We start from the raw sequence: 20197 nt of genomic DNA, 5'->3' as shown, positions 1-20197 counted from the left end.
CATGGAACTCCAGCGTCCGCGCGAAGCGGCTGCCCTGACACTGTCCTTGCTTGACCTGACCAATCTCAACGAAGACTGCACACCTGAGCAGATTGCTGCCCTCTGCCAGCGAGCGCATACCGAATACGGGAATACGGCCGCAATCTGCATCTGGCCGCGTTTCGTGGCGCAGGCGCGGGCAGCTTTCGGAAAAGACCATGCGATCCGTATCGCCACGGTCGTGAACTTTCCGTCGGGCGATCTGGACATTGCGACCGTCGTTGCGGAAACCGAAGCGGCGATCCGCGACGGTGCCGACGAAATCGATCTGGTCATTCCCTATCGCAAATTCATAGCTGGTGATGAAAAGTCGGTTTCCGACATGGTAGCCGCCGTGCGCAAGGTCGGCATCGCGCCCGTGCTTCTCAAGGTCATTCTTGAAACCGGTGAACTGAAGGACAAGGCGCTTATTCGTCGCGCCTCCGAACTCGCCATTGCCGAAGGGGCCGATTTCATCAAGACCTCGACCGGCAAGGTCGCCGTCAACTCAACGCTGGAGGCCGCCGACATCATGCTGCAGGCGATCCGCGACAGCAGGCAAAAGGTCGGCTTCAAGCCCGCCGGCGGTATCGGCACGGTGGAAGATGCTACGCTTTATCTGCGGCTGGCGGAAACCATCATGGCGCCCAACTGGGCCATGCCGTCCACCTTCCGTTTCGGCGCTTCGGGTGTTCTCGATGATGTACTGAACGTGCTGGCTGGCGGTGAGCCAGCCAAAACCGCCAGCGGGTATTGAGCTTGATCCCGCAGGAAATCATCCGCCGCAAACGCGATGGCCTGTCTCTCACGCCGCAGGAGATTGCCGCTTTCATAGAGGCACTTTCGAAAGACGGCATATCGGAAGGGCAAGCCGCCGCTTTTGCCATGGCGGTGTTTTTCCGCGGCATGAACCGGGACGAGATGGTGGCGCTGACGCTTGCCATGCGTGACAGCGGCGATGTTCTGTCCTGGAGCGATATCGGCAGGCCGGTGGCCGACAAGCACTCGACCGGCGGTGTCGGCGATAATGTCTCCCTGATGCTCGCCCCGATCGTTGCCGCCTGCGGTCTCGCCGTGCCGATGATTTCCGGCAGGGGCCTTGGCCACACAGGGGGTACACTCGACAAGCTGGAAGCGATCCCCGGTTATAATGTGATGCCGGACGAAACCCTGTTTCGCCGGACGGTGAAGACGGTCGGCTGCGCCATCATCGGCCAGACGGGCGATCTCGCCCCCGCCGACAAACGCCTCTATGCTATTCGTGATGTGACCGCGACGGTGGATTCCATACCGCTGATCACCGCCTCCATCCTGTCGAAGAAGCTTGCAGCCGGGCTGCAGACGCTGGTTCTGGATGTGAAGGTCGGCAACGGCGCTTTCATGCAGAGCGTGGAGGATGCCCGCAATCTGGCCCGCGCGCTGGTCGATGTGGCGAATGGTGCGGGCCTGCCGACGACGGCCCTGATAACCGACATGAACCAGCCGCTTGGCGATGCCGCGGGCAATGCGGTCGAAATCGTCAATTGCCTGGATTTTCTGGCCGGTCGCAAGGCGGGAACCCGTCTCGAACGGGTCGTACTCGCCTTCGCTGCGGAAATGCTGGTGCAGGCCGGAAGCGCGACTACGCTGGATGAAGGCGAGGCGCAGGCGATGGCCGCTCTTTCCTCCGGCCGGGCCATGGAAGTCTTTGCGCGGATGGCTTCAGCACTCGGCGGGCCTTCGGATTTCGTTGAGCGCCCGTCCCATTACCTGCCGTCCGCTCCGGTCATTCTCCCTGTTCCGGCTCCGCACAGCGGCTGGCTCTCATCCTGCGCGACGCGCGATCTCGGTATGGTGGTTGTGGAGCTTGGCGGCGGCAGAAGAAAGCCGTCGGATACCGTTGACCCCGCGGTCGGTATCTCCGACATCCTGCCGCTCGGCACAAAAGTGGAAAAGGGCGAACCTGTTGCCATCGTTCATGCGGCTTCGAAGGAAGAAGCGGAGCGTGCCGTCAAACGGATTGCGGCCTGCTACGGGATTACTGACTCCGTTCCAGAGATCAGTGCGCCCATTCTTGAGCGGATCACCTGACCAGCCGCATTTCGCCGCTCGATACCTTGAATGACGACAGTTGTTTCAGGAAGCTCATGCCGATCAGCATGTTGCTCAACGCATTGTCTTTGAGCACCATGGCGTCGACATTCTGAACGCGGATCGTGCCGATTTCCACGCGGTCGAGCTTCACATAGGCCGCCATGGCCTGGCCGTTGGCGGTCGAGATCGGATATTTGAAATCGAGACTGTTGACGCCGAAACCGAGCCGTCGGGCGATCGTCTCGTTGATGGCGACCATGGAGGCGCCGGTATCGACAAGCCCGTCGAAAGATTTGCCGTTGACGCGGAAGGCGGCGTTGAAGTGGCCGCGTGCGTCTGCTTTCAAATTGACGCTGCCCAGCGAAACGGGTTCCGGTCTGGTGGCTTCAGGTTTGGCTCCGGATTTTTCGACCGTGCCTTCCGGGCGCGGCTGAAACTTTTCCACCAACGCCGGAATTTGCGTGGCGCTGACCGAAAGGCCGATTAGCAGAAAAATCATGCGCGTCAGCAAGTCATCGCTCCCGAAAATGCAGAGTTATCCGCGCAGGATAGACGCAAAACATGCTGAAATCTTAAAAGAAAAAGCCATTCGCCGCGTTGGGTGCGGCGAATGGCTCAAACGGTTAAGCAATGATGAACGGTCTTATTTGGTACCGTACATACGGTCGCCCGCATCGCCGAGGCCGGGAACGATGTAACCCTTTTCGTTCAGCTGCTTGTCGATTGCTGCGGTGTAGATCGGCACATCGGGATGCGCTTCACGGAAATTCTTGATGCCCTCGGGTGCGGCCAGCAGACAAAGGAAGCGGATGTTCTTCGCACCACGTTCCTTCAGCTTTTCCACGGCGGCAATCGAGGAATTGCCGGTCGCCAGCATTGGATCGACAACGATGATAAGGCGCGCATCGAGACTTTCAGGAGCCTTGAAGTAATATTCGACGGCCTCCAGCGTATCGTGATCGCGATACACACCGATATGGGCAACACGCGCCGAAGGCACGAGTTCCAGCATGCCTTCCAGCAAGCCGTTGCCGGCGCGCAGGATGGAGGCGAAAACCAGCTTCTTGCCCTCAAGCACCGGAGCCTCGATGGTTTCGAGCGGCGTATCGATGGTTTCCATCGTCATTTCAAGGTCGCGCGTCACTTCATAGCAGAGCAGCGTCGAGATTTCCCTGAGCAGGCGGCGGAAGCCGGCCGTCGAGGTTTCCTTCTTGCGCATGATGGTAAGTTTGTGCCGCACCAGCGGATGTTCGATGACTGTGACGCCGTCCATGAAACTGGCCTTCCTTTTTATCTTGTGCCCCTGTAATTCACCGAAAGTACGCTTTTCGCAAGCCTTCTTCGCGGTTTTACCCCGCGAACCGCGACGTCACGCACAATCGAGTTTTGCAAGCAGCCGGTTGCGCGTTTCCTCGTCCACGAAGGCGCATTCCAGCGCGGTTCGGGTCATGCGGTTGATCTCGGTATCGCTGAAGCCGAACTCGTCCGCGGCCAGCGCATATTCCCGTGCAAGCGAGGTGAAGAAGAATGGCGGATCGTCGGAACTGATGCAGACGCGCACCCCGGCGTCGCGCAACGCCTTGAGCGGATGGCTGGCGAAATCGGGATAAACGTCGAGTGCGATATTCGATCCGGGGCAGACCTCCAGAACCGTTCCCGCCTCGACCAGCCGGGCGATGAGATCGGCATCTTCGATGGCCCGCACGCCATGCCCGATACGGGCCGGTTTGACGAGATCGAGCGCATCGGCAACGCTTTCAGGGCCGCAAACCTCGCCCGCATGGATGGTCAGCCCAAGACCCGTATCGCGGGCGATATCGAAGGCGCGCGCATAATCGGCGACGCGGCCCATACGCTCCTCGCCTGCCATATTGAAGCCGGTCACCAGCGGGTGCCGCGCACGCGCCGCATATTCCGCCGCTGCGATTACCCGTTCAGGACCGAAATGCCGCTCACCGGTGACGATGATGCGGGTTTCGATGCCGGTCTTTTCTTTGGCGATCCGGATGCCCTCGGCGATACCGGCGAGATAGGCGTCAGCACCAAGCCCGATGCGGTCGCCGTGGTCGGGCGAGATGATCAGTTCGCTGTAGATCGTATTGGCCTGCGCAAGTTCGGCCAGATAGGTTTCCGTCAGAACCGCATAGTCCTCGTCCGTCTTGAACACCTGCGCCACCGCATCGTAGCACTGGATGAATTGCGCAAAATCCGACCAGACATATTGGCCGTCGCGCAGAAAGCCGCTGGTGTCTATGCCGTATTTCTCCGCCTGTCTTGCGACAAGCGCGGGCGGTGCCGCCCCTTCAAGGTGGCAGTGAATTTCCGCTTTCAGCAAATGGGATGTCAAATGAAGCTCCTGCCGTGTGAACCGGCCTCGATGCCTAGATGGTGGGCGATGCTTTCGCCGATATCGGCGTAGCTTGAACGAATGCCGACATCGCGGGAACGGATGCCCGGCCCGAATGCCATGATCGGAACCCTTTCCCGCGTATGGTCCGTGCCCCGCCATGTGGGGTCGCAACCGTGATCGGCGGTAAGAATGGCGATGTCGCCCGGCGCCATCTTGCGATGGATTTCGGGGATGCGGGCATCGAAGGCCTCAAGGGCCGCCGCATAACCGGCAACGTCGCGACGGTGGCCAAAAAGCATGTCGAAATCAACGAAATTGGTGAAGACGAGATCGCCGTTTTCGGCCTCATCGATGGCTTGCAGCGTTGCATCCATCAAGGCGCTGTTGCCGTTTGCCTTGATGACGCGAGAAACACCCTGATGGGCATAGATATCGCCGATCTTGCCGATCGCATGCACTTTCCGGCCAGCTTCGACAAGGCGGTCGAGCAACGTCGGTTCGGGCGGCGGCACGGAAAAGTCGCGACGATTGCCGGTGCGCTCAAAACTAGCGACCGTCTCGCCGATGAAGGGGCGGGCGATGACGCGTCCGATATTGAGCGGATCGAGCAGCGTGCGCACCGTCTCGCAGAGCGCAATGAGCCGCGCGAGGCCGAAATGTTGTTCATGCGCGGCGATCTGGAACACGGAATCAGAAGAGGTGTAACAGATCGGCTTGCCGCTCCTGATATGCTCTTCGCCGAACTGCGTGATGATTTCGGTGCCGGAAGCATGGCTATTACCGAGGATACCCGGAATACTGGCTTCCTTGCAGATGGCCTCCACCAGTTCCGGCGAAAAGGCGTCGCCCTCCGTCGGGAAATATCCCCAGTCGAAGGTCACCGGCGTGCCGGCGATCTCCCAATGACCGGAGGGCGTGTCCTTGCCCTTGGAGATTTCGCTGGCGGAGCCGTGCAGGCCAAAAATACGTTCGGGCCGTTCCATGCCAGCGGGAATGTCGCCGCTTGATTGTCGTGCGATTTCCAGGAGACCGAGCGAAGACATGTTCGGTAGCTTTAGTGGACCCGCCCGGAGGCCCGGCCTGTCGGCAGCACCAGCTGCGCAGAATTCGGCGATATGGCCGAGCGTATTCGCACCAAGGTCGCCATAATGCTCCGCGTCAGGTGCACCACCGACGCCGAAAGAATCCAGAACGAGAAGAAATGCTCTTGCCATAACTCACCGAAACAAAATGCGCCGACGGGCAATGTCAGGCCGAACTGTCGTTATAGATCAGCAAAACGTGAAGAAGGAAGTGATTTTATGAACCATCCGGTAAAACCGCTGTTCACTCCGCGTCCCGTTTCGATTTCGGGGCGTTGAGATTGCGCAGGACATACCAGCCTGCCGCAACCACCATGGCCGCCAGAATATACCATGTAATGGCATAGGACAGGTGGTTGTTGGGGAAGGTGAGCATGGTCTTGCCGCCGACCGGCAGCCCGCCCGGATTGGGCGTCGCATCGGTATCGACGTAAAACGGCGCCACGTTGGAAAGGCCGGATGCCTGCGATATCTGGGGGATGTTGCGGGAATACCAGCGGCCATTTGCCGGATCGTTGGTTCGAAGGAACAGTCCGCCAGTTTCCGGCGCGCGCATCAACCCGACGATCTCGACGGGTCCCGCCAGATCGCCTTCCTGGCGCGACGATGGATCGCGCTTGTCGGAAGGCACGAAGCCGCGATTGACGATGATGCTTGAACCGTCGTCGCGTCTCAGTGGGGTCATCACCCAATAGCCGGGGCCGAGATCGCTGACCGTATAGACCTGGACCTCCTTATCGTTGAGGAAGGTGCCGGACAGTTTCACGCGGCGATATTCATAGTCTGCGGAATCGGTAAGAGCCGGCCATTCACTGGCAGCCGGTGCATCGACAGGTGCGGCATGGGCGCGGGCCTCCACGCGCTCGATTAGATCGAGCTTCCAGGAAAGACGTTGGACCTGCCACGTTCCGAGCGCCAGCAGGAAGCCCGTCAGGACAATGGTCAGAAGCAGGACGACGATTGCGGCGGGGTGAATACGCCGGTTATGCGGGGCGGTTTTCGGCAGATCGGTCATGGTTCACAGTCCTTGCAAGGCCATGCGGCATACTGCGGCAGCGCTATCTGCCGTCGGTCTCCGGGTCTTCCAGCAAATAACCCCATAAATCGCGCCACGATTCATGGGGTTATGTGTTGGCGCAGAGGGCGGCCCGCCGGAGACCCGGCAGGCCGTTGATCATTGCTGCTCAGGGCAGGTTTTTCACATCCTCGATGTGCAGCGGCATCATGTTCTTGTTCATGTTGTACATGACCCACAGCGAACCGGAGAGCGTGATCAGGAGCACCACGACGGTGAAGATCAGCGCCATGAAGGTCCAGCCGCCTTCCGACTTGGTGTCCATATGCAGGAAGTAGATCATGTGCACGAAGATCTGGATGACGCCGAGACCCATGATCGCGATGACCAGCAAAGTCTTGTTTTCAAGAACGTCGCCCATGACCAGCCAGAAGGGGATCGCCGTCAGGATAACCGACAGGACGAAGCCGATCATGTAGCTTTTGAACGTGCCGTGGCTGGCGCCATCATGGTGATGATGGTCGTCGCCATGCGCGTCATGGTGTGCGTGTGCTTCGGAACTCATCAAAGAACTCCCATGAGATAGACGAAGGAGAAGACGCCGATCCAGATGACGTCAAGGAAGTGCCAGAACATCGACAGGCACATCAGGCGACGCTTGTTCGCGGCAATCAGGCCATGTTTTCCGACCTGGAACATCAGCGTGACGAGCCAGATGGTGCCGAAGGTGACGTGCAGACCGTGCGTGCCGACCAGCGCGAAGAAAGCCGAAAGGAACGCCGAGCGCTGCGGGCCGGCGCCTTCTTCGATCAGGTGATGGAACTCGTAAAGTTCCACGGCAAGGAAGGCGAGGCCGAAGAGGCCGGTAATTCCGAGCCACACCAGCGTGGACTTCACCTTCTGCTTTTCCATTTCCAGCATGGCGAAGCCATAGGTGATGGAGGAGAAAAGCAGGAAGGCGGTGTTGATCGCCACGAGCTTGAGATCGAAAAGGTCTGCGCCCGAAGGGCCGGCCGCATAGTTGCGGCCGACAACGGCATAGGTGGCAAACAGCGTCGCGAAGATGAGGCAGTCGCTCATCAGATAGAGCCAGAAGCCCAGCGAGGTGCCGTTCTCCGGGTGGTGATCTTCCTTCAGGTAGAAGACCGGTGTTTCCGCGCCGGCGGCGCTTTGTGCAGGTGTATGAGCCATATTCTTTACGCCTGTTCCGCAAGCAGCTTCGTACGTTCCGTCTCCACTGTCGAAACATCGGAGGCCGGAATGTAGTAATCGCGGTTGTAGTTGAAGGTATGGGCGATTGAGACCGCGATGACGGCGAGCATGGACAGGGCCGCAAGCCACCAGATGTGCCACACCAACGCAAAGCCGAGAACCACGCTGATGGCGCTGATGATGACGCCGGCGCCGGTGTTCTTCGGCATATGGATCGGGATGAAGCCTTCTTCGGGACGGCTGTAACCGCGCTTCTTCATATCCGCCCAGGCATCGACGTCATGCACAACCGGCGTGAAGGCGAAGTTGTAGGCCGGCGGCGGGGAAGAGGTCGACCATTCCAGCGTACGACCGTGATAGGGGTCGCCCGTCGTGTCACGAAGCTGATCGCGCTTCAAGAAGCTGACGATGAGCTGGATGACGAAGGAAGCGATGCCGAGCGCGATCAAGAAGGCGCCGAAGGCTGCGATCAGGAACCAGATTTGCAGCGAGTTGTCCTCGAACTGGCTGATACGGCGGGTCACGCCCATCAGGCCGAGAATGTAGAGCGGCATGAAGGCGAAGTAGAAGCCGATGAACCAGAACCAGAAGGACAGCTTGCCCCAGAACGGATCGAGACGGTAACCGAAGGCCTTCGGGAACCAGTAGACGATGCCTGCAAGCACACCGAACACCACGCCACCGATGATGGTGTTGTGGAAGTGGGCGATCAGGAACAGCGAATTGTGGAGCACGAAGTCCGCAGGCGGAACGGCGAGAAGAACGCCGGTCATGCCACCGATGACGAAGGTGATCATGAAGCCGATCGTCCACAGCATCGGAACGTCGAACTTGATGCGGCCCTTATACATGGTGAAGAGCCAGTTGAAGATCTTCGCACCCGTCGGGATCGAGATGATCATCGTGGTGATGCCGAAGAAAGCGTTGACGCTTGCGCCGGAACCCATGGTGAAGAAGTGGTGCAGCCACACGATATAGGCGAGGATGGTGATGACGCCCGTTGCGTAGACCATCGAGGCATAACCGAAAAGGCGCTTGTTGGAGAAGGTCGAGACGATTTCCGAGAAGACGCCGAACGCCGGCAGCACCAGAATGTAAACTTCGGGATGGCCCCAGATCCAGATGAGGTTGACATACATCATCGGATTGCCGCCGAGATCGTTGGTGAAGAAATTGGTGCCAACGTAACGGTCAAGGGTCAGAAGGGCGAGCGTGCCGGTCAGGATCGGGAAGGATGCCACGATCAGGATGTTCGAACACAGCGATGTCCAGACGAAGATCGGCAGGCGCATCATGGTCATGCCAGGCGCGCGCATCTTGATGATGGTCACGATCAGGTTGATGCCCGAGAGCGTCGTTCCCACACCGGCGATCTGAAGACCCCAGATGTAATAATCCACACCCACGCCCGGACTGCCGTCAATGCCCGAAAGCGGCGGGTAGGCCAGCCAGCCGGTCTGCGCATATTCACCGATGAACAGCGAGATCATGGTGATGATGGCGCCGGCCGTGGTCATCCAGAACGAGAAGTTGTTGAGGAAGGGGAACGAAACGTCGCGGGCGCCGATCTGCAGCGGCACGACGAAGTTCATGAGACCGGTGATCATCGGCATGGCCATGAAGAAGATCATGATGACGCCGTGGGCCGTGAAAATCTGGTCGTAATGGTGCGGCGGAAGATAACCTTCCGATCCGCCGGAGGCGATCGCCTGCTGGACGCGCATCATGACGGCGTCGGCGAAACCGCGCAGCAGCATGATGAGTGCCAGAATGATGTACATGATACCGATCTTCTTGTGATCGATGCTCGTGAACCATTCCTTCCAGAGATAGCCCCACAGCCGGAAATAGGTGAGGGCGCCGACGACGGCGATGCCGCCCAGAGCCACAGCCGCAAAGGTCGCGACAAGAATGGGCTCGTGAAGCGGGATGGACTCCCATGTCAGCTTCCCGAACAGGAACGACGTTTGATCGGAATTGACGATCATTTTAGCCTCTTGCGATTCAAGAACGTAAGGTCGGCGCAGCCAGGCCGCGCCGCAGAATGCCGGGACGTATCGTCAGCCAGCGACTTGTTTCGTTTCCGGCAGCGCCGCAGGTTCGAAAGTCTGCCCTTCGATCGCAGCCGGAGTAGATTGGGGTCCGCTGGCGACACCATAAGGTGAAAGCGGCGTACAGACGACGGAGTTCAGCGCCTTGGCGATGTCGATGCCTTCCTTGCCGCCGCCGCCCTTGGCGTCGATATGCATCATATCGCGCATGCAGAGCTTGTTGGGCTCGACACAACGGTTGAGGATAGCGTCGTAAAGCTGCGGATCGACGGAGGCGAAATACTGAACCGGCTCACGCTCCGAAGGTTTGGCGAAGTCGAGATATTCCTGGCGGCCGAAGCCCTTGCCGCCATCCTTAATCTTCGCAACCCACTGATCGAAGCCCTGTTGGCTAAGGCCGTGGAACTTGAAGCGCATATGCGAGAAGCCGGGGCCGGAGAAGTTGGCCGAGAAGCCGTCATAAACGCCTTCCTTGTTGATGACGGCGTGCAGCTTGGTCTGCATGCCGCCCATGGCATAAATCTGGCCGGCGAGCGCGGGAACGAAGAAGGAGTTCATCGCGGTCGTGCCGGTGATCTTGAAGTTGATCGGAACATCAACAGGAGCGGCGAATTCATTGACGCTGCCGATGCCGAGTTCGGGATAGAAGAACAGCCACTTCCAGTCCATCGCCACCACTTCGACCGTGAGCGGCTTGGTCTCGGCGGTAACCTGACGGTTCTCGTCGATACGCTCCAGCGGGCGATAGGGGTCGAGACGGTGGGTGGAAATCCAGGTCACCGTGCCGAGCATCAGGATGATGGCGACCGGGGCGGACCAGATCACCATTTCAAGGCGCGTCGAGTGATGCCATTCGGGATCGTAATCCTCGGCTTTCCCAGATCTGCGATACTTCCATGCGAAGAACAGCGTCAGGGCGATGACCGGGACGATGATGAGCAGCATCAGAACCGTGGACGTGATGATGAGGTCGCGCTGCTGGATGGCAACGTCACCCGAGGGATTCATGACAACGAGGTCGCAACCACTGAGCAGCAGCAGCGACGAGATTGCCAGAAGGGCGGATGGGATTTTTTTGATCGTGCGCACGTTCTTTGAACTCGTACAGTTTGGATTATGCCGCGATTAATTGCCGAACATCATTTTTGAAATGAGGTATATTGTCGCGGTGCAGCGAAACCTTCGCGATGCACCATGGCTGGCAGAGATGCGTTTTAAGGCGAAGCGGCTGCATTATCGCATAGCGAGCTTCCGGGGCAAGCCTTTCTTATCAAACTTCAATTGACGTTACGTAGGGTGCGTGTGACAATCCGTCGCATCGTAACGCAAAGGAAGAGGAGCCGGCGCGTTACAGGGAATGGTTCGTCCATGACGCAGGAGGGATATTATGAGTTATACTGATGCTGCTCCATCTTTTGGGCAGGCGCCGGAAGCGAACGGACATGGAACAGATCCGGTCAAGGTCGATCCGGATCGCATTACGATTGCAGTCATTCTTGCGAGAATGACGGAGTTTTTCGACTTTTTCATCTACGCCATCGCCTCCGCGCTCGTTTTTCCGCATGTCTTCTTCTCCTTCGCCGACCCGCTGACGGCCACGCTTTACTCCTTTGCGGTATTTTCGCTGGCCTTCATCGCAAGGCCTATCGGTTCGCTGATCTTCCTCCAGATCGACCGAAAGTTCGGCCGCGTCGTCAAGCTGATGGCAGCCCTGTTCACGCTCTGCGGTTCCACGATGGCGATCAGCTTTCTTCCGTCCTATGCGGAAGTGGGCATGCTCGCTCCCTGTCTTCTGGCGGTGTTCCGCATCGGTCAGGGTCTCGGCCTTGGCGGCGCATGGGATGGCCTCGTTTCGCTGCTCGCCATGAATGCACCGCCGAAACAGCGCGGCTGGTACGCCATGATGCCGCAAATCGGTGCGGCCATGGGCTTCGGTCTCGCCAGCGCCTTCTTCATCGTTTTCGTGACGCAGCTTTCCAGTGCGGAATTCCTGGCCTGGGGCTGGCGTTTCCCCTTCTTCGTTGCGCTTGCGCTTAACGTTCTCGCGCTGTTTGCCCGCCTGCGCATGATTGTCACGCCGGAATTCCAGTCCATGCTGGCACAGCATGAGCTGGAGCCGCGCCCCATGTTCAAGATGCTGCGTTCGCAGTTTCCGGTCGTGGTAACGGGCGCTTTCGTGCCGCTGGCAAGCTTTGCGCTCTTCCATCTCGTCACGGTTTTCCCGCTAAGCTGGGTCTCCCTCAATACCACCCAGCGGGTTTCGGACTTTCTGTTCGTCCAATTCGTCAGCGCCATCATCGCCGGCGGCATGATCGTGGTATCAGGCATTCTTGCCGACAGGATTGGCCGGCGGAAGCTTCTGGCCATCGCGGCGGTTCTCATCGGTCTTTTCAGCCTCGCGGCACCGGCTCTTCTGAGTTCGGGTGATATCGGCCGCTATTTCTTCGTGTTGATCGGGTTTGCGCTGCTTGGCCTGTCCTTCGGTCAGGCTGGCGGCGCGCTCGCTTCCCGCTTCAGCCGCGAATACCGCTATACCGGCGCGTCGCTGACCTCGGATATTTCGTGGCTGATCGGCGCCGGTTTCGCGCCGCTCGTAGCGCTCGGATTTTCGTCCAAATTCGGACTGTTTGCGGTTGGAATTTACCTGATGTCCGGTGCAGTCTGTACGCTGGTCGCCCTCTGGTTCAGCCGCACACTGGATATGCCGTCGGAGTGATCTGGGCAATTTAACAATCCTCGCAGCCATTGCGCCGCGGAATCCTGTCGGATTTCGCGGCGTTTTTGTTTTTTTATTGCGTGAGGCCGATTTTAATCTTGACTCGGTCGATCATGAAATATTATGTAAGCAATACTGACGTAATTCAGTGTGTCTCACTGCCGGGAATGCCGGCCATCAGGGAACGCGATGCGAACGACGACGATCATTATTTGCGAGAAAGCGGCCATTGCCGCCACGCCGTTTGACGGCCGCAAAACGACCGTTCGCGCCATTAAACGCCGATAAGCAGAAAAAAGAGGAGCAGCCAGGTCGCCTGCGGCTCCGCCCGCAGAGTGCCGGCTGACGCGCCGGGTTTCGGGAAAGAGGGCGATGCCGCGCGGAATGCGCAACGAGAGGAGAGTGCCTTGAGCGTGACGGAGCAAAAATTCGGCCTTTACGATGCGGCTTTTGAAAAAAGCAGCTGTGGCGTCGGTTTTATCACCCGCAAGGACGGGGTGCAGACCCATGATGTGCTCAAGCGCGGTCACGAGGCACTCTGTGCCGTGCCGCATCGCGGCGGCATGTCGGCCGAAGGTGTGGGCGACGGTGCCGGCGTATCACTCGACCTGTCGCTCTCCTTTTTAAGGCGCTGACAGGACACGATGCCTTGCAGGCCGGCCGGTTCGGCGTTGGCAATTTTTTCCTGCCGCAGAACCCGGCTTTCCATGATCAGGCGGTTGGCATCATCGGCGGCGCTCTGGAAGAGCAGGGTTTTTCGGTCTTGCTGATCCGCGATATTCCGGTGAATGACGAGGCGATCCGCCCCGCTGCCATTTCCTATCAATTGCCGATCCGGCAATGGGTCTTTTCGGCTCCAGTGGAATGCGCAACTCTTGCTGAGTTCGACTGGCGTATTCACAAGGCGCTGCTCGCCATTGAGGCGCTCGCTTATACCGCGCCGGAACTTGCCGGTTTTTATCCACTGTCGCTCAGCGCACGCACGCAGGTACTGAAAGGGCGTCTGAACTCCCATGAGGTCATGCCCTATTTCTGCGACCTGACCGACCCGCGTCATGAAGTGCATACGATGTATTTCCACACGCGGTTTTCCACCAATACCGATCCGCATCCGTCTATGGCGCAGCCCTTCCGGCTGATGGCGCATAATGGCGAACTTAACACTGACAAGAAGAACCGCCTGTCCGAAGCGGCGGTGGCGCTGGCGAAGAATGCCAGCATCGTCAGGCCGAAGGGCCAGTCGGATAGCTGCCGTCTGGACCAGACATTGCAGGCGCGGGTGATGGAAGACGGCCTCGACCTCGTTACCGCCGTGGTCTCGATGATGCCGCCGGCTTGGGAAAACGACGATACCCTGTCGCCCGGCGTCAAGGCGATGCTGGAATATTTCTCGCTCTACGAAGAAAAGAATGACGGCCCGGCTGCGCTGATTTTCGGCGACGGCACCATCATCGGAGCCCGGCTCGATCGCCTCGGCCTGCGCCCGTTGCGCACCGTCGAGACGGAGGATTATCTCTGCGTCATGTCCGAGGCGGGGCAGATCGCATTTCCGGCCGAAAGCGTCATCTGCCGCGGCCGCATCGAGGCGGGCGGCATGCTTTATTACGACCACGCCGAACGGCGCGCCTTTTCCACCGTCGAATCACTGGAGCTTCTGGCCTCGCGCCGGGACTACCCATCGCTATTGTCTGAAGCACGCGTGATGCTTGCGGATTTGCCGGAAGTGCCCGCGGAAAAGCAGGGCTCGCCGCTGCGTTACAATGGCGATCTGGAACGGCATCAGCGTTATGTCGCCTATTCGCACAATCAGGAAAGCTTCAAGTTCCTGATGGACCCGATGCTGGCATCCGGCGCGGAAAAAATCTCGGCCATGGGTTATGGCAATGCCATCAACGCGCTCTCCGATCAGGAAGGCGGGGTGGCGAAATATTTCTCGCAACGCTTCGCGCAGGTTACCAATCCGCCGCTCGACAGCATTCGCGAGGCCGATGGCATGACGCTGCGTGTGGCGTTGGGCGCAAAGCCGAACAGCGGCGCGAAGAAGGCTCGCCAGATTGTCGTGCGCTCGCCGATCCTAACCCACCTCGATATGCTGCGTATTCGTGAACAACCCGAGACGCCCGTTCGCCGTTTCGAAATGCTCTATACGCCGGTCCTCGATGTCGCAGATGCCAACGAAGCGGCCTTGCGGCAGGCGATCGACGGTCTCTGCGACGAGGTCGTGGCTTTCGCGGCTGAGGAAGGCGGCATTGCCGTCATCACCGACCGGCACGTTTCGGCAAGCCGCGCGGCCTTGCCGATGATCATGGTCGTCTCCGCCATCAACCAGCGGCTGATCGAAGAAGGTCTGCGGCTGCGCGTGTCCCTGATCGTTGAAAGCGGGCAATTTTCCTCCTCGCATCACATCGCGGCTGGCCTCGGCTTCGGGGCTTCGGCGGTCTATCCGCTCGGCGTGCAGTTCCGCGCCGAGGAGAAATTCGCCGCCGATGCCGACAAGGCGTTCAAGCGTTTCGCCAAGGCGGCTGAAAAGTCGCTGATGAAGACCATGGGCAAGGTCGGGCTGTGCACGGCGGAAAGCTATATCGGCGGCGAGTTCTTCGAGCCGAACTTCCTCGATACCAAAGATCCGGTACTGAAGCGCTATTTCCCGAATGTGAAGACCCCGGTCGGCGGCGTCACTTTCGCCGTTATCGCGCAGGCAGTAGTGGACTGGCATCGCAAGGCGCTGTCGGTGAAGGGTGAGAACGACATTCCGCTGCTCGGTCTCTTCAAGGAGCGCGCCGAAGGTGCCGGCCACTCCTATGGCACGACGGCGGTTCGCGGTTTCGTGGATATGACGGAGGAAAAGATCGGTTTCGACAAGGGAACCGAAAACGAGGAGATGCTGCGTCTTTTGCCGCTCAACCGGTTGGAGGATGCTTTTGGTCTCAACGATGCGGCCTATTATCACAACAGCTTCGACCGGCTGACGCCTGAGGCGATCGACGCATTCGAGGTAACGCCCGGTTACCGCGCTTTCGCACGCATGATGGCGGAAGAAAGGTCGCGCCGCCCTGCCGCCCTGCGCGACGTTGTGGAATTGCCGGCCGATGTGACCTTTGCCGGTTCGGCCGAAGAATTTTGCCGGGAAATGGGTCGTTTTTCCAGGCAGGGCAATAACAGCTTCATGGTGCGTGGATTGCTTTGCGAGAGTGTGGGCGACGGCGCATTCCGGCTGCAATTGACCGGATCGCAGGGGCATGAGCTTGCCCGCCTTGCCGCACTCGGCCAGTCGCTGCTCGACCGTTTCGGTGAGGATATCGCCGGACATTGGCTGGAAGGCGGCGCGTTGCTGGTTCAGGCAAAGGGCGAGGCATTCACCTATCTGTCGCTCATCCGCACGGCACCGGAAAGCATCCCGCTCGATGCCGTGCAAAAGGCGAGCGAGATCACCAAGACCCTGGCATCGGGCGCGATGAGCCACGGTGCGCTGGTTGCCGCCGCCCATGAGGCGGTTGCCCATGGCACCAACATGGTCGGCGGCATGTCGAATTCGGGAGAGGGTGGTGAGCATATTTCCCGTTACGGCACCATCCGTGCCTCGCGCATCAAGCAGTTTGCCTCCGGTCGTTTCGGCGTCTGGGCCGGTTATCTGGCCGACCCGATGCTGGAGGAAATCGAGATCAAGATCGGCCAGGGCGCGAAGCCCGGCGAGGGCGGGCAGTTGCCGTCTCCGAAGGTGACGGTGGAAATCGCCGCTGCACGCGGCGGCACGCCGGGCGTTGAACTAGTTTCGCCGCCGCCGCATCATGATACCTATTCGATCGAGGATCTGGCCCAGCTCATCCACGATGCCAAGGCGGCGCGCGTGCGCGTCATCGTCAAGCTGGTCTCGTCGGAAGGCATCGGCACGATTGCAGTCGGCGTCGCCAAGGCGGGTGCCGATGTCATCAACGTCGCCGGTAATACCGGCGGCACGGGGGCGGCGGCCGTCACCAGCCTCAAATATACCGGCCGCGCGGCGGAAATCGGCATCGCCGAGGTGCATCAGGCACTCTGCGCCACGGGCCTTCGCGCCAAGGTGCTGCTGCGTTGCTCCGGCGCGCACCAGACGGCGAGCGATGTGGTGAAATCAGCACTTCTCGGCGGTGACAGTTTCGAGTTCGGCACCACGGCGCTGATGATGCTGAAATGCGTCATGGCCAAGAACTGCAACATCAAGTGCCCGGCCGGTCTCACCACCAATCAGGAAGCCTTCAACGGTGATCCCCGTGCGCTGGCGCAGTACCTCATGAACATCGCCCATGAGACCCGCGAGATCCTGGCCGCACTCGGGCTGCGTTCGCTGCGGGAAGCACGCGGCCGTTCCGATCTTCTTCACCTCCTCGATCATCCGGCGAGTGTCGGCCAGCTTGACCTCCGGGCAATGCTTGCCGTGGTCGAAGAGGTGAAGATCGACAACCCCGTTTATATGGAAAAGGACTTCGCGCTGGATGATGCCTTCATCGAACTCGTGCGCTCGGCTCTGGTCGACAGCAGGCGGGAGAACATCGAGCTTGGCGGCAATCGTTTCCTCAACAATTGCAACAAGAGCGTTGGCGGCCAGCTCGCCGTCGATATCGAACGCATGCTGAACCATGAACTCTCCGACGAGCAGCTGGATGCCCTCCCTGCCGTTAAGCGGGATGGTCGTGGCCGCCGTTTTCTGGAGGCGGGTTCGGTGCGCATCGACACTTCCGGTTCCGCCGGACAGTCCTTTGGAGCTTTCTGCAATGACGGCATGGTCATGGTCCATACCGGCACCTGCAATGACGGCGTCGGCAAAAGCGCCTGCGGCGGCACCATCGTCGTTCGTTCCCCGGGCGGCGGTTCGGAGGAGGCGGGCGGCAATGTGCTGGTCGGTAATTTCGCGCTGTTCGGCGCCACCGGCGGCCGTACTTTCGTGGAGGGGCAGGCGGGCGACCGGTTCGCGGTGCGTAACTCCGGTGCGACCGCCGTGGTCGAAGGTGTCGGCGATTTTGCCTGTGAATATATGACCAACGGTGCCGTTCTCAACCTCGGCAGTTTCGGCAAGGGTTTCGGCAACGGCATGAGCGGCGGTTTCGTCTATCAGTATGATCCCTATGGCGATCTGCCGAAGAAGGTCAGCCACGATTCCATCCTGCTCGGCTCGATCACCGGTGAGGACGAACAGGCCGCAATCCACAGTCAGGCCGTTCACCAGCTTTTGACCTGGCACGTTGCGGAAACCGGCTCGGCCAAGGCAGAATGGCTGCTGGAGAACTGGGAGAGCGAACAGCACAATTTCATCTATGGCATGCCGCGCGCCCTGCTGCTTTATCAGGACAGCGACGAGATTCTGAAGGCCAAGCCCCGCAAGGAGCTGCTGGAGGAAGTGGCATCTGCGCTTGCCGCCCATCAGGTGCGCAAGTTCAAGCTCGCTTATCGCGACCGCAAGGCCGTTTTGAACGGAACGGTGCCGGGTTATGGCGAGACGGACACGGAAGAAATGTATGCGCTCATCAACAACTACACGGTGTTGAGCATGGCGCAGGCCATCGCCCTGCAACGACTACCGCTGGCATCCGGCCCCTCCGATCCCGCCGTCGAAAAAGCCGTCCGCAATCTCATCCTCACGGAAGATTATGCGCTGATGCAGCGACTGCTGAAATATGCGCGCGAGGCGCTTTCCGACCATAACGACGAACAGCTTGCGGTGATGATCGCCGCCAAGCGCCTCGACGATTACAAGCAGGCGCTGGCGCGCCGCAACATCTGGTCGGTGGACAGCCCCGGCACCTATGGCTGGATCATTCAGCAGAACCGGAAAAACATCGAGAAGATCGGCCGTCTGCCGGGCTTCGAAGAGCTTTTCGCGGCACGCGCCATTCCCGACCTTGCCACCGCATCCAGCCACAACAGGGCAGCATGATGAAGATACCTTATATTCCGCAGGACGCGCCGTTTAACGGCGACCAGCGCGCCTGGCTTTCCGGTTTTCTGGCCGGTCTCCACTCCCGCACCGCCATTGGCTTGGAGGCATCGGTTGCTGCGGCTTCTCCCAAGGTGGCAGCCAGTGTGCTGAACATCCTCGTTGGCACCCAGACCGGCAATGCCGAGGCGTTGGCGATGGATATCGCCGACGCCGCCCGTACGCAGGGTATGCAGCCCGTGGTGACGGCGCTGGATGACGTCTCCATGGATAATCTCGGTTCCATGAAGCGCGTCATCGTCGTCACCTCCACCTATGGCGAAGGCGAAATGCCTGATAATGCCCAGCTTTTCTGGGAAGCACTCGCTGCTGAAAGCGCGCCGCGTCTGGACGAGATGAATTTCGCCGTGCTTGCCCTGGGCGATACCGGCTATGACGGTTTCTGCCAGGCCGGCAAGCTCATCGATACGCGGTTCGAGCAACTTGGCGGCAAACGCATGAAGACGCGTATCGATTGCGATATCGATTTCGAGGATGCGGCCGCCGCGTGGATCGGTGAGACCTTGCCACTCGCGCTCGCCATCGATGGTGGCAATGCAGCCACGGCCACGCCGGCAATTGCTGAGCCGCCCGCGCGGGCAAAACAGGGCTGGAACCGCAAGAACCCCTATGCGGCGAGCGTGAGTGTCAATCGTCTTCTTTCCGGCTCTGCCTCGTCCAAGGAAATTCGCCACTACGAATTCGATCTCGGCGAAAGCGGACTTGAATATGAGGCGGGTGACGCTCTCGGCGTCGTTCCCCTTAACGACCCGAAGCTGGTCGGCGCGCTGCTTGAACGCTTCGGAGTGGGCGCTGATGACGACGTCATTGGGATTGACCGTCCAGTCGGCGATGCGCTTCTGAACATGTTCGAGATATCGATGCCCTCGCGTGAGTTGGTCGCCGAAATCGGCAAGCGCTCGGGGCACGACGAACTCAGCCACATCCTTACAAACGGAGACAGGGAACAACTGGCTGCCTTTCTCTGGAGCAAGGATATTCTCGACCTGCTCAATCTCGGCGGAAAGCCCCTGTTCGATCTTGCCGAATTCGTGACATTCCTGAAGCCATTGCAGCATCGCGCTTATTCCATCTCCTCCAGCCCTCTGGTTGCTGAAAACAGCGTGCATCTGACAATCGCCAGCGTGCGTTATCGCGCCGAGGGCCGTGAGCGTGGTGGTGTGTGCTCCACCTATCTCGCGGACCGGGTGGAGGCGGGGCAGAATGCCGGGATTTTCGTCTCGCCGAACAAGGCGTTTCGTGTGCCGCAGGACAATGACGCGCCAATGATCATGGTGGGACCGGGCACGGGCATCGCGCCATTCCGGGCATTTTTGCAGGAACGGCAGGCAAGGGGCGCAAAGGGCAAAAACTGGCTGTTTTTCGGCGATCAGCACCGGCAGTCGGATTTCATCTACGAAAACGAGCTCGGTGAGATGAGCCGCGATGGTGTGTTGACCCGTCTCGATCTCGCCTTTTCGCGGGACCAGGTGGAAAAGATCTATGTCCAGACCCGCATGCGGCAGAACGGCAAGGCGCTCTATCAATGGCTTGAAGAGGGCGGCTATTTCTACGTTTGCGGCGATGCGACCCGCATGGCGAAGGATGTGGATGATGCCCTGCATGGCATCGTGAGCGACGAGGCTGGCATCTCTGCAGAAGCGGCGAGCGACTATGTGAACCGGCTGAAGCGCGAAAAGCGTTATCTGCGCGATGTTTATTAGAGCAAC

General features: G+C 59.6%; 13 protein-coding genes and 1 pseudogene. 5 read left to right on the top strand and 9 right to left on the bottom strand.

From position 1 onward, the window contains the following. The first annotated feature begins 1 nt into the window (after window position 1). On the top strand, window positions 2-775 hold the full coding sequence (gene deoC, locus RBH10_RS22015) for a deoxyribose-phosphate aldolase (RefSeq protein ID WP_281037894.1): 774 nt from the start codon (window positions 2-4) through the stop codon (window positions 773-775). Beyond that, window positions 772-2088, top strand: a complete 1317-nt coding sequence (gene deoA, locus RBH10_RS22010) for a thymidine phosphorylase (RefSeq protein ID WP_281037895.1) — start codon at window positions 772-774, stop codon at window positions 2086-2088. Before deoC ends, deoA begins: the two co-directional genes overlap by 4 nt. Here deoA and RBH10_RS22005 read toward each other — a convergent pair. From RBH10_RS22005 to cyoA, 9 genes are all read right to left on the bottom strand, one after another. Further along, window positions 2081-2602 carry a TIGR02281 family clan AA aspartic protease gene (locus tag RBH10_RS22005; RefSeq protein ID WP_281037896.1) on the bottom strand — a complete coding sequence of 174 codons (522 nt, stop codon included), beginning with the start codon at window positions 2600-2602 and terminating at the stop codon, window positions 2081-2083. The two genes, deoA and RBH10_RS22005, sit on opposite strands and share 8 nt — an antisense overlap. Before the next feature lie 132 nt (window positions 2603-2734). Next, window positions 2735-3364 carry a uracil phosphoribosyltransferase gene (upp, locus tag RBH10_RS22000; RefSeq protein WP_003493096.1) on the bottom strand — a complete coding sequence of 210 codons (630 nt, stop codon included), beginning with the start codon at window positions 3362-3364 and terminating at the stop codon, window positions 2735-2737. Window positions 3365-3460: 96 nt separating this feature from the next. Next, window positions 3461-4438 (bottom strand): adenosine deaminase, encoded by a 978-nt coding sequence (locus RBH10_RS21995; protein ID WP_281037897.1) that lies wholly within the window; start codon window positions 4436-4438, stop codon window positions 3461-3463. Further along, complete coding sequence (locus RBH10_RS21990) at window positions 4435-5655, bottom strand: phosphopentomutase (protein WP_281037898.1); 1221 nt, start codon at window positions 5653-5655, stop codon at window positions 4435-4437. Before RBH10_RS21990 ends, RBH10_RS21995 begins: the two co-directional genes overlap by 4 nt. A 112-nt stretch (window positions 5656-5767) precedes the next feature. Then, window positions 5768-6538 carry an SURF1 family protein gene (locus RBH10_RS21985; protein ID WP_281037899.1) on the bottom strand — a complete coding sequence of 257 codons (771 nt, stop codon included), beginning with the start codon at window positions 6536-6538 and terminating at the stop codon, window positions 5768-5770. A gap of 169 nt (window positions 6539-6707) precedes the next feature. Beyond that, entirely contained in the window at window positions 6708-7103 is a 396-nt protein-coding gene (gene cyoD, locus RBH10_RS21980) for a cytochrome o ubiquinol oxidase subunit IV (protein ID WP_003514416.1), read from the bottom strand. Beyond that, window positions 7103-7729, bottom strand: a complete 627-nt coding sequence (gene cyoC / locus RBH10_RS21975; RefSeq protein WP_045015413.1) for a cytochrome o ubiquinol oxidase subunit III — start codon at window positions 7727-7729, stop codon at window positions 7103-7105. The genes cyoD and cyoC overlap by 1 nt, the downstream gene beginning before the upstream one ends. 5 nt (window positions 7730-7734) lie before the next feature. Next, window positions 7735-9738 carry a cytochrome o ubiquinol oxidase subunit I gene (cyoB, locus tag RBH10_RS21970; RefSeq protein ID WP_281037900.1) on the bottom strand — a complete coding sequence of 668 codons (2004 nt, stop codon included), beginning with the start codon at window positions 9736-9738 and terminating at the stop codon, window positions 7735-7737. A gap of 72 nt (window positions 9739-9810) precedes the next feature. Beyond that, window positions 9811-10890, bottom strand: coding sequence for a ubiquinol oxidase subunit II (gene cyoA / locus RBH10_RS21965; protein WP_306180847.1), 1080 nt, complete (start codon window positions 10888-10890; stop codon window positions 9811-9813). A 298-nt stretch (window positions 10891-11188) separates the two neighbouring features. Between cyoA and RBH10_RS21960 the strand changes: the two genes are divergently transcribed. The 3 genes and pseudogenes from RBH10_RS21960 (at window position 11189) to RBH10_RS21950 (ending at window position 20191) form a co-directional block, all read left to right on the top strand. Continuing rightward, the gene (locus RBH10_RS21960) at window positions 11189-12517 is read left to right on the top strand and encodes an MFS transporter (RefSeq protein ID WP_281037902.1); all 1329 of its coding nucleotides are present in this window, start codon (window positions 11189-11191) and stop codon (window positions 12515-12517) included. Window positions 12518-12924: 407 nt separating this feature from the next. Then, window positions 12925-18428 (top strand): annotated as a pseudogene (locus RBH10_RS21955) (glutamate synthase-related protein). Then, on the top strand, window positions 18425-20191 hold the full coding sequence (locus RBH10_RS21950) for a sulfite reductase flavoprotein subunit alpha (RefSeq protein ID WP_306180845.1): 1767 nt from the start codon (window positions 18425-18427) through the stop codon (window positions 20189-20191). Before RBH10_RS21955 ends, RBH10_RS21950 begins: the two are co-directional and overlap by 4 nt. Window positions 20192-20197 lie beyond the last annotated feature (6 nt).

The organism is Rhizobium sp. AN73, assembly GCF_030757975.1.
Taxonomy (GTDB): Bacteria; Pseudomonadota; Alphaproteobacteria; order Rhizobiales; family Rhizobiaceae; genus Agrobacterium; species Agrobacterium arsenijevicii.
Note: the sequence above shows the minus strand (reverse complement) of the source record. Positions and strands in the feature narration are given on the sequence as shown.

What these genes read in the sequence shown, in the direction of transcription:
- cyoD (WP_003514416.1), bottom strand. Translation starts at nt 7,103, where the DNA reads ATGAGTTCCGAAGCACACGCACACCATGACGCGCATGGCGACGACCAT.
- cyoC (WP_045015413.1), bottom strand. Translation starts at nt 7,729, where the DNA reads ATGGCTCATACACCTGCACAAAGCGCCGCCGGCGCGGAAACACCGGTC.
- RBH10_RS21950 (WP_306180845.1), top strand. Translation starts at nt 18,425, where the DNA reads ATGATGAAGATACCTTATATTCCGCAGGACGCGCCGTTTAACGGCGAC.
- RBH10_RS21985 (WP_281037899.1), bottom strand. Translation starts at nt 6,538, where the DNA reads ATGACCGATCTGCCGAAAACCGCCCCGCATAACCGGCGTATTCACCCC.
- deoC (WP_281037894.1), top strand. Translation starts at nt 2, where the DNA reads ATGGAACTCCAGCGTCCGCGCGAAGCGGCTGCCCTGACACTGTCCTTG.
- upp (WP_003493096.1), bottom strand. Translation starts at nt 3,364, where the DNA reads ATGGACGGCGTCACAGTCATCGAACATCCGCTGGTGCGGCACAAACTT.
- RBH10_RS21990 (WP_281037898.1), bottom strand. Translation starts at nt 5,655, where the DNA reads ATGGCAAGAGCATTTCTTCTCGTTCTGGATTCTTTCGGCGTCGGTGGT.
- RBH10_RS21960 (WP_281037902.1), top strand. Translation starts at nt 11,189, where the DNA reads ATGAGTTATACTGATGCTGCTCCATCTTTTGGGCAGGCGCCGGAAGCG.
- cyoB (WP_281037900.1), bottom strand. Translation starts at nt 9,738, where the DNA reads ATGATCGTCAATTCCGATCAAACGTCGTTCCTGTTCGGGAAGCTGACA.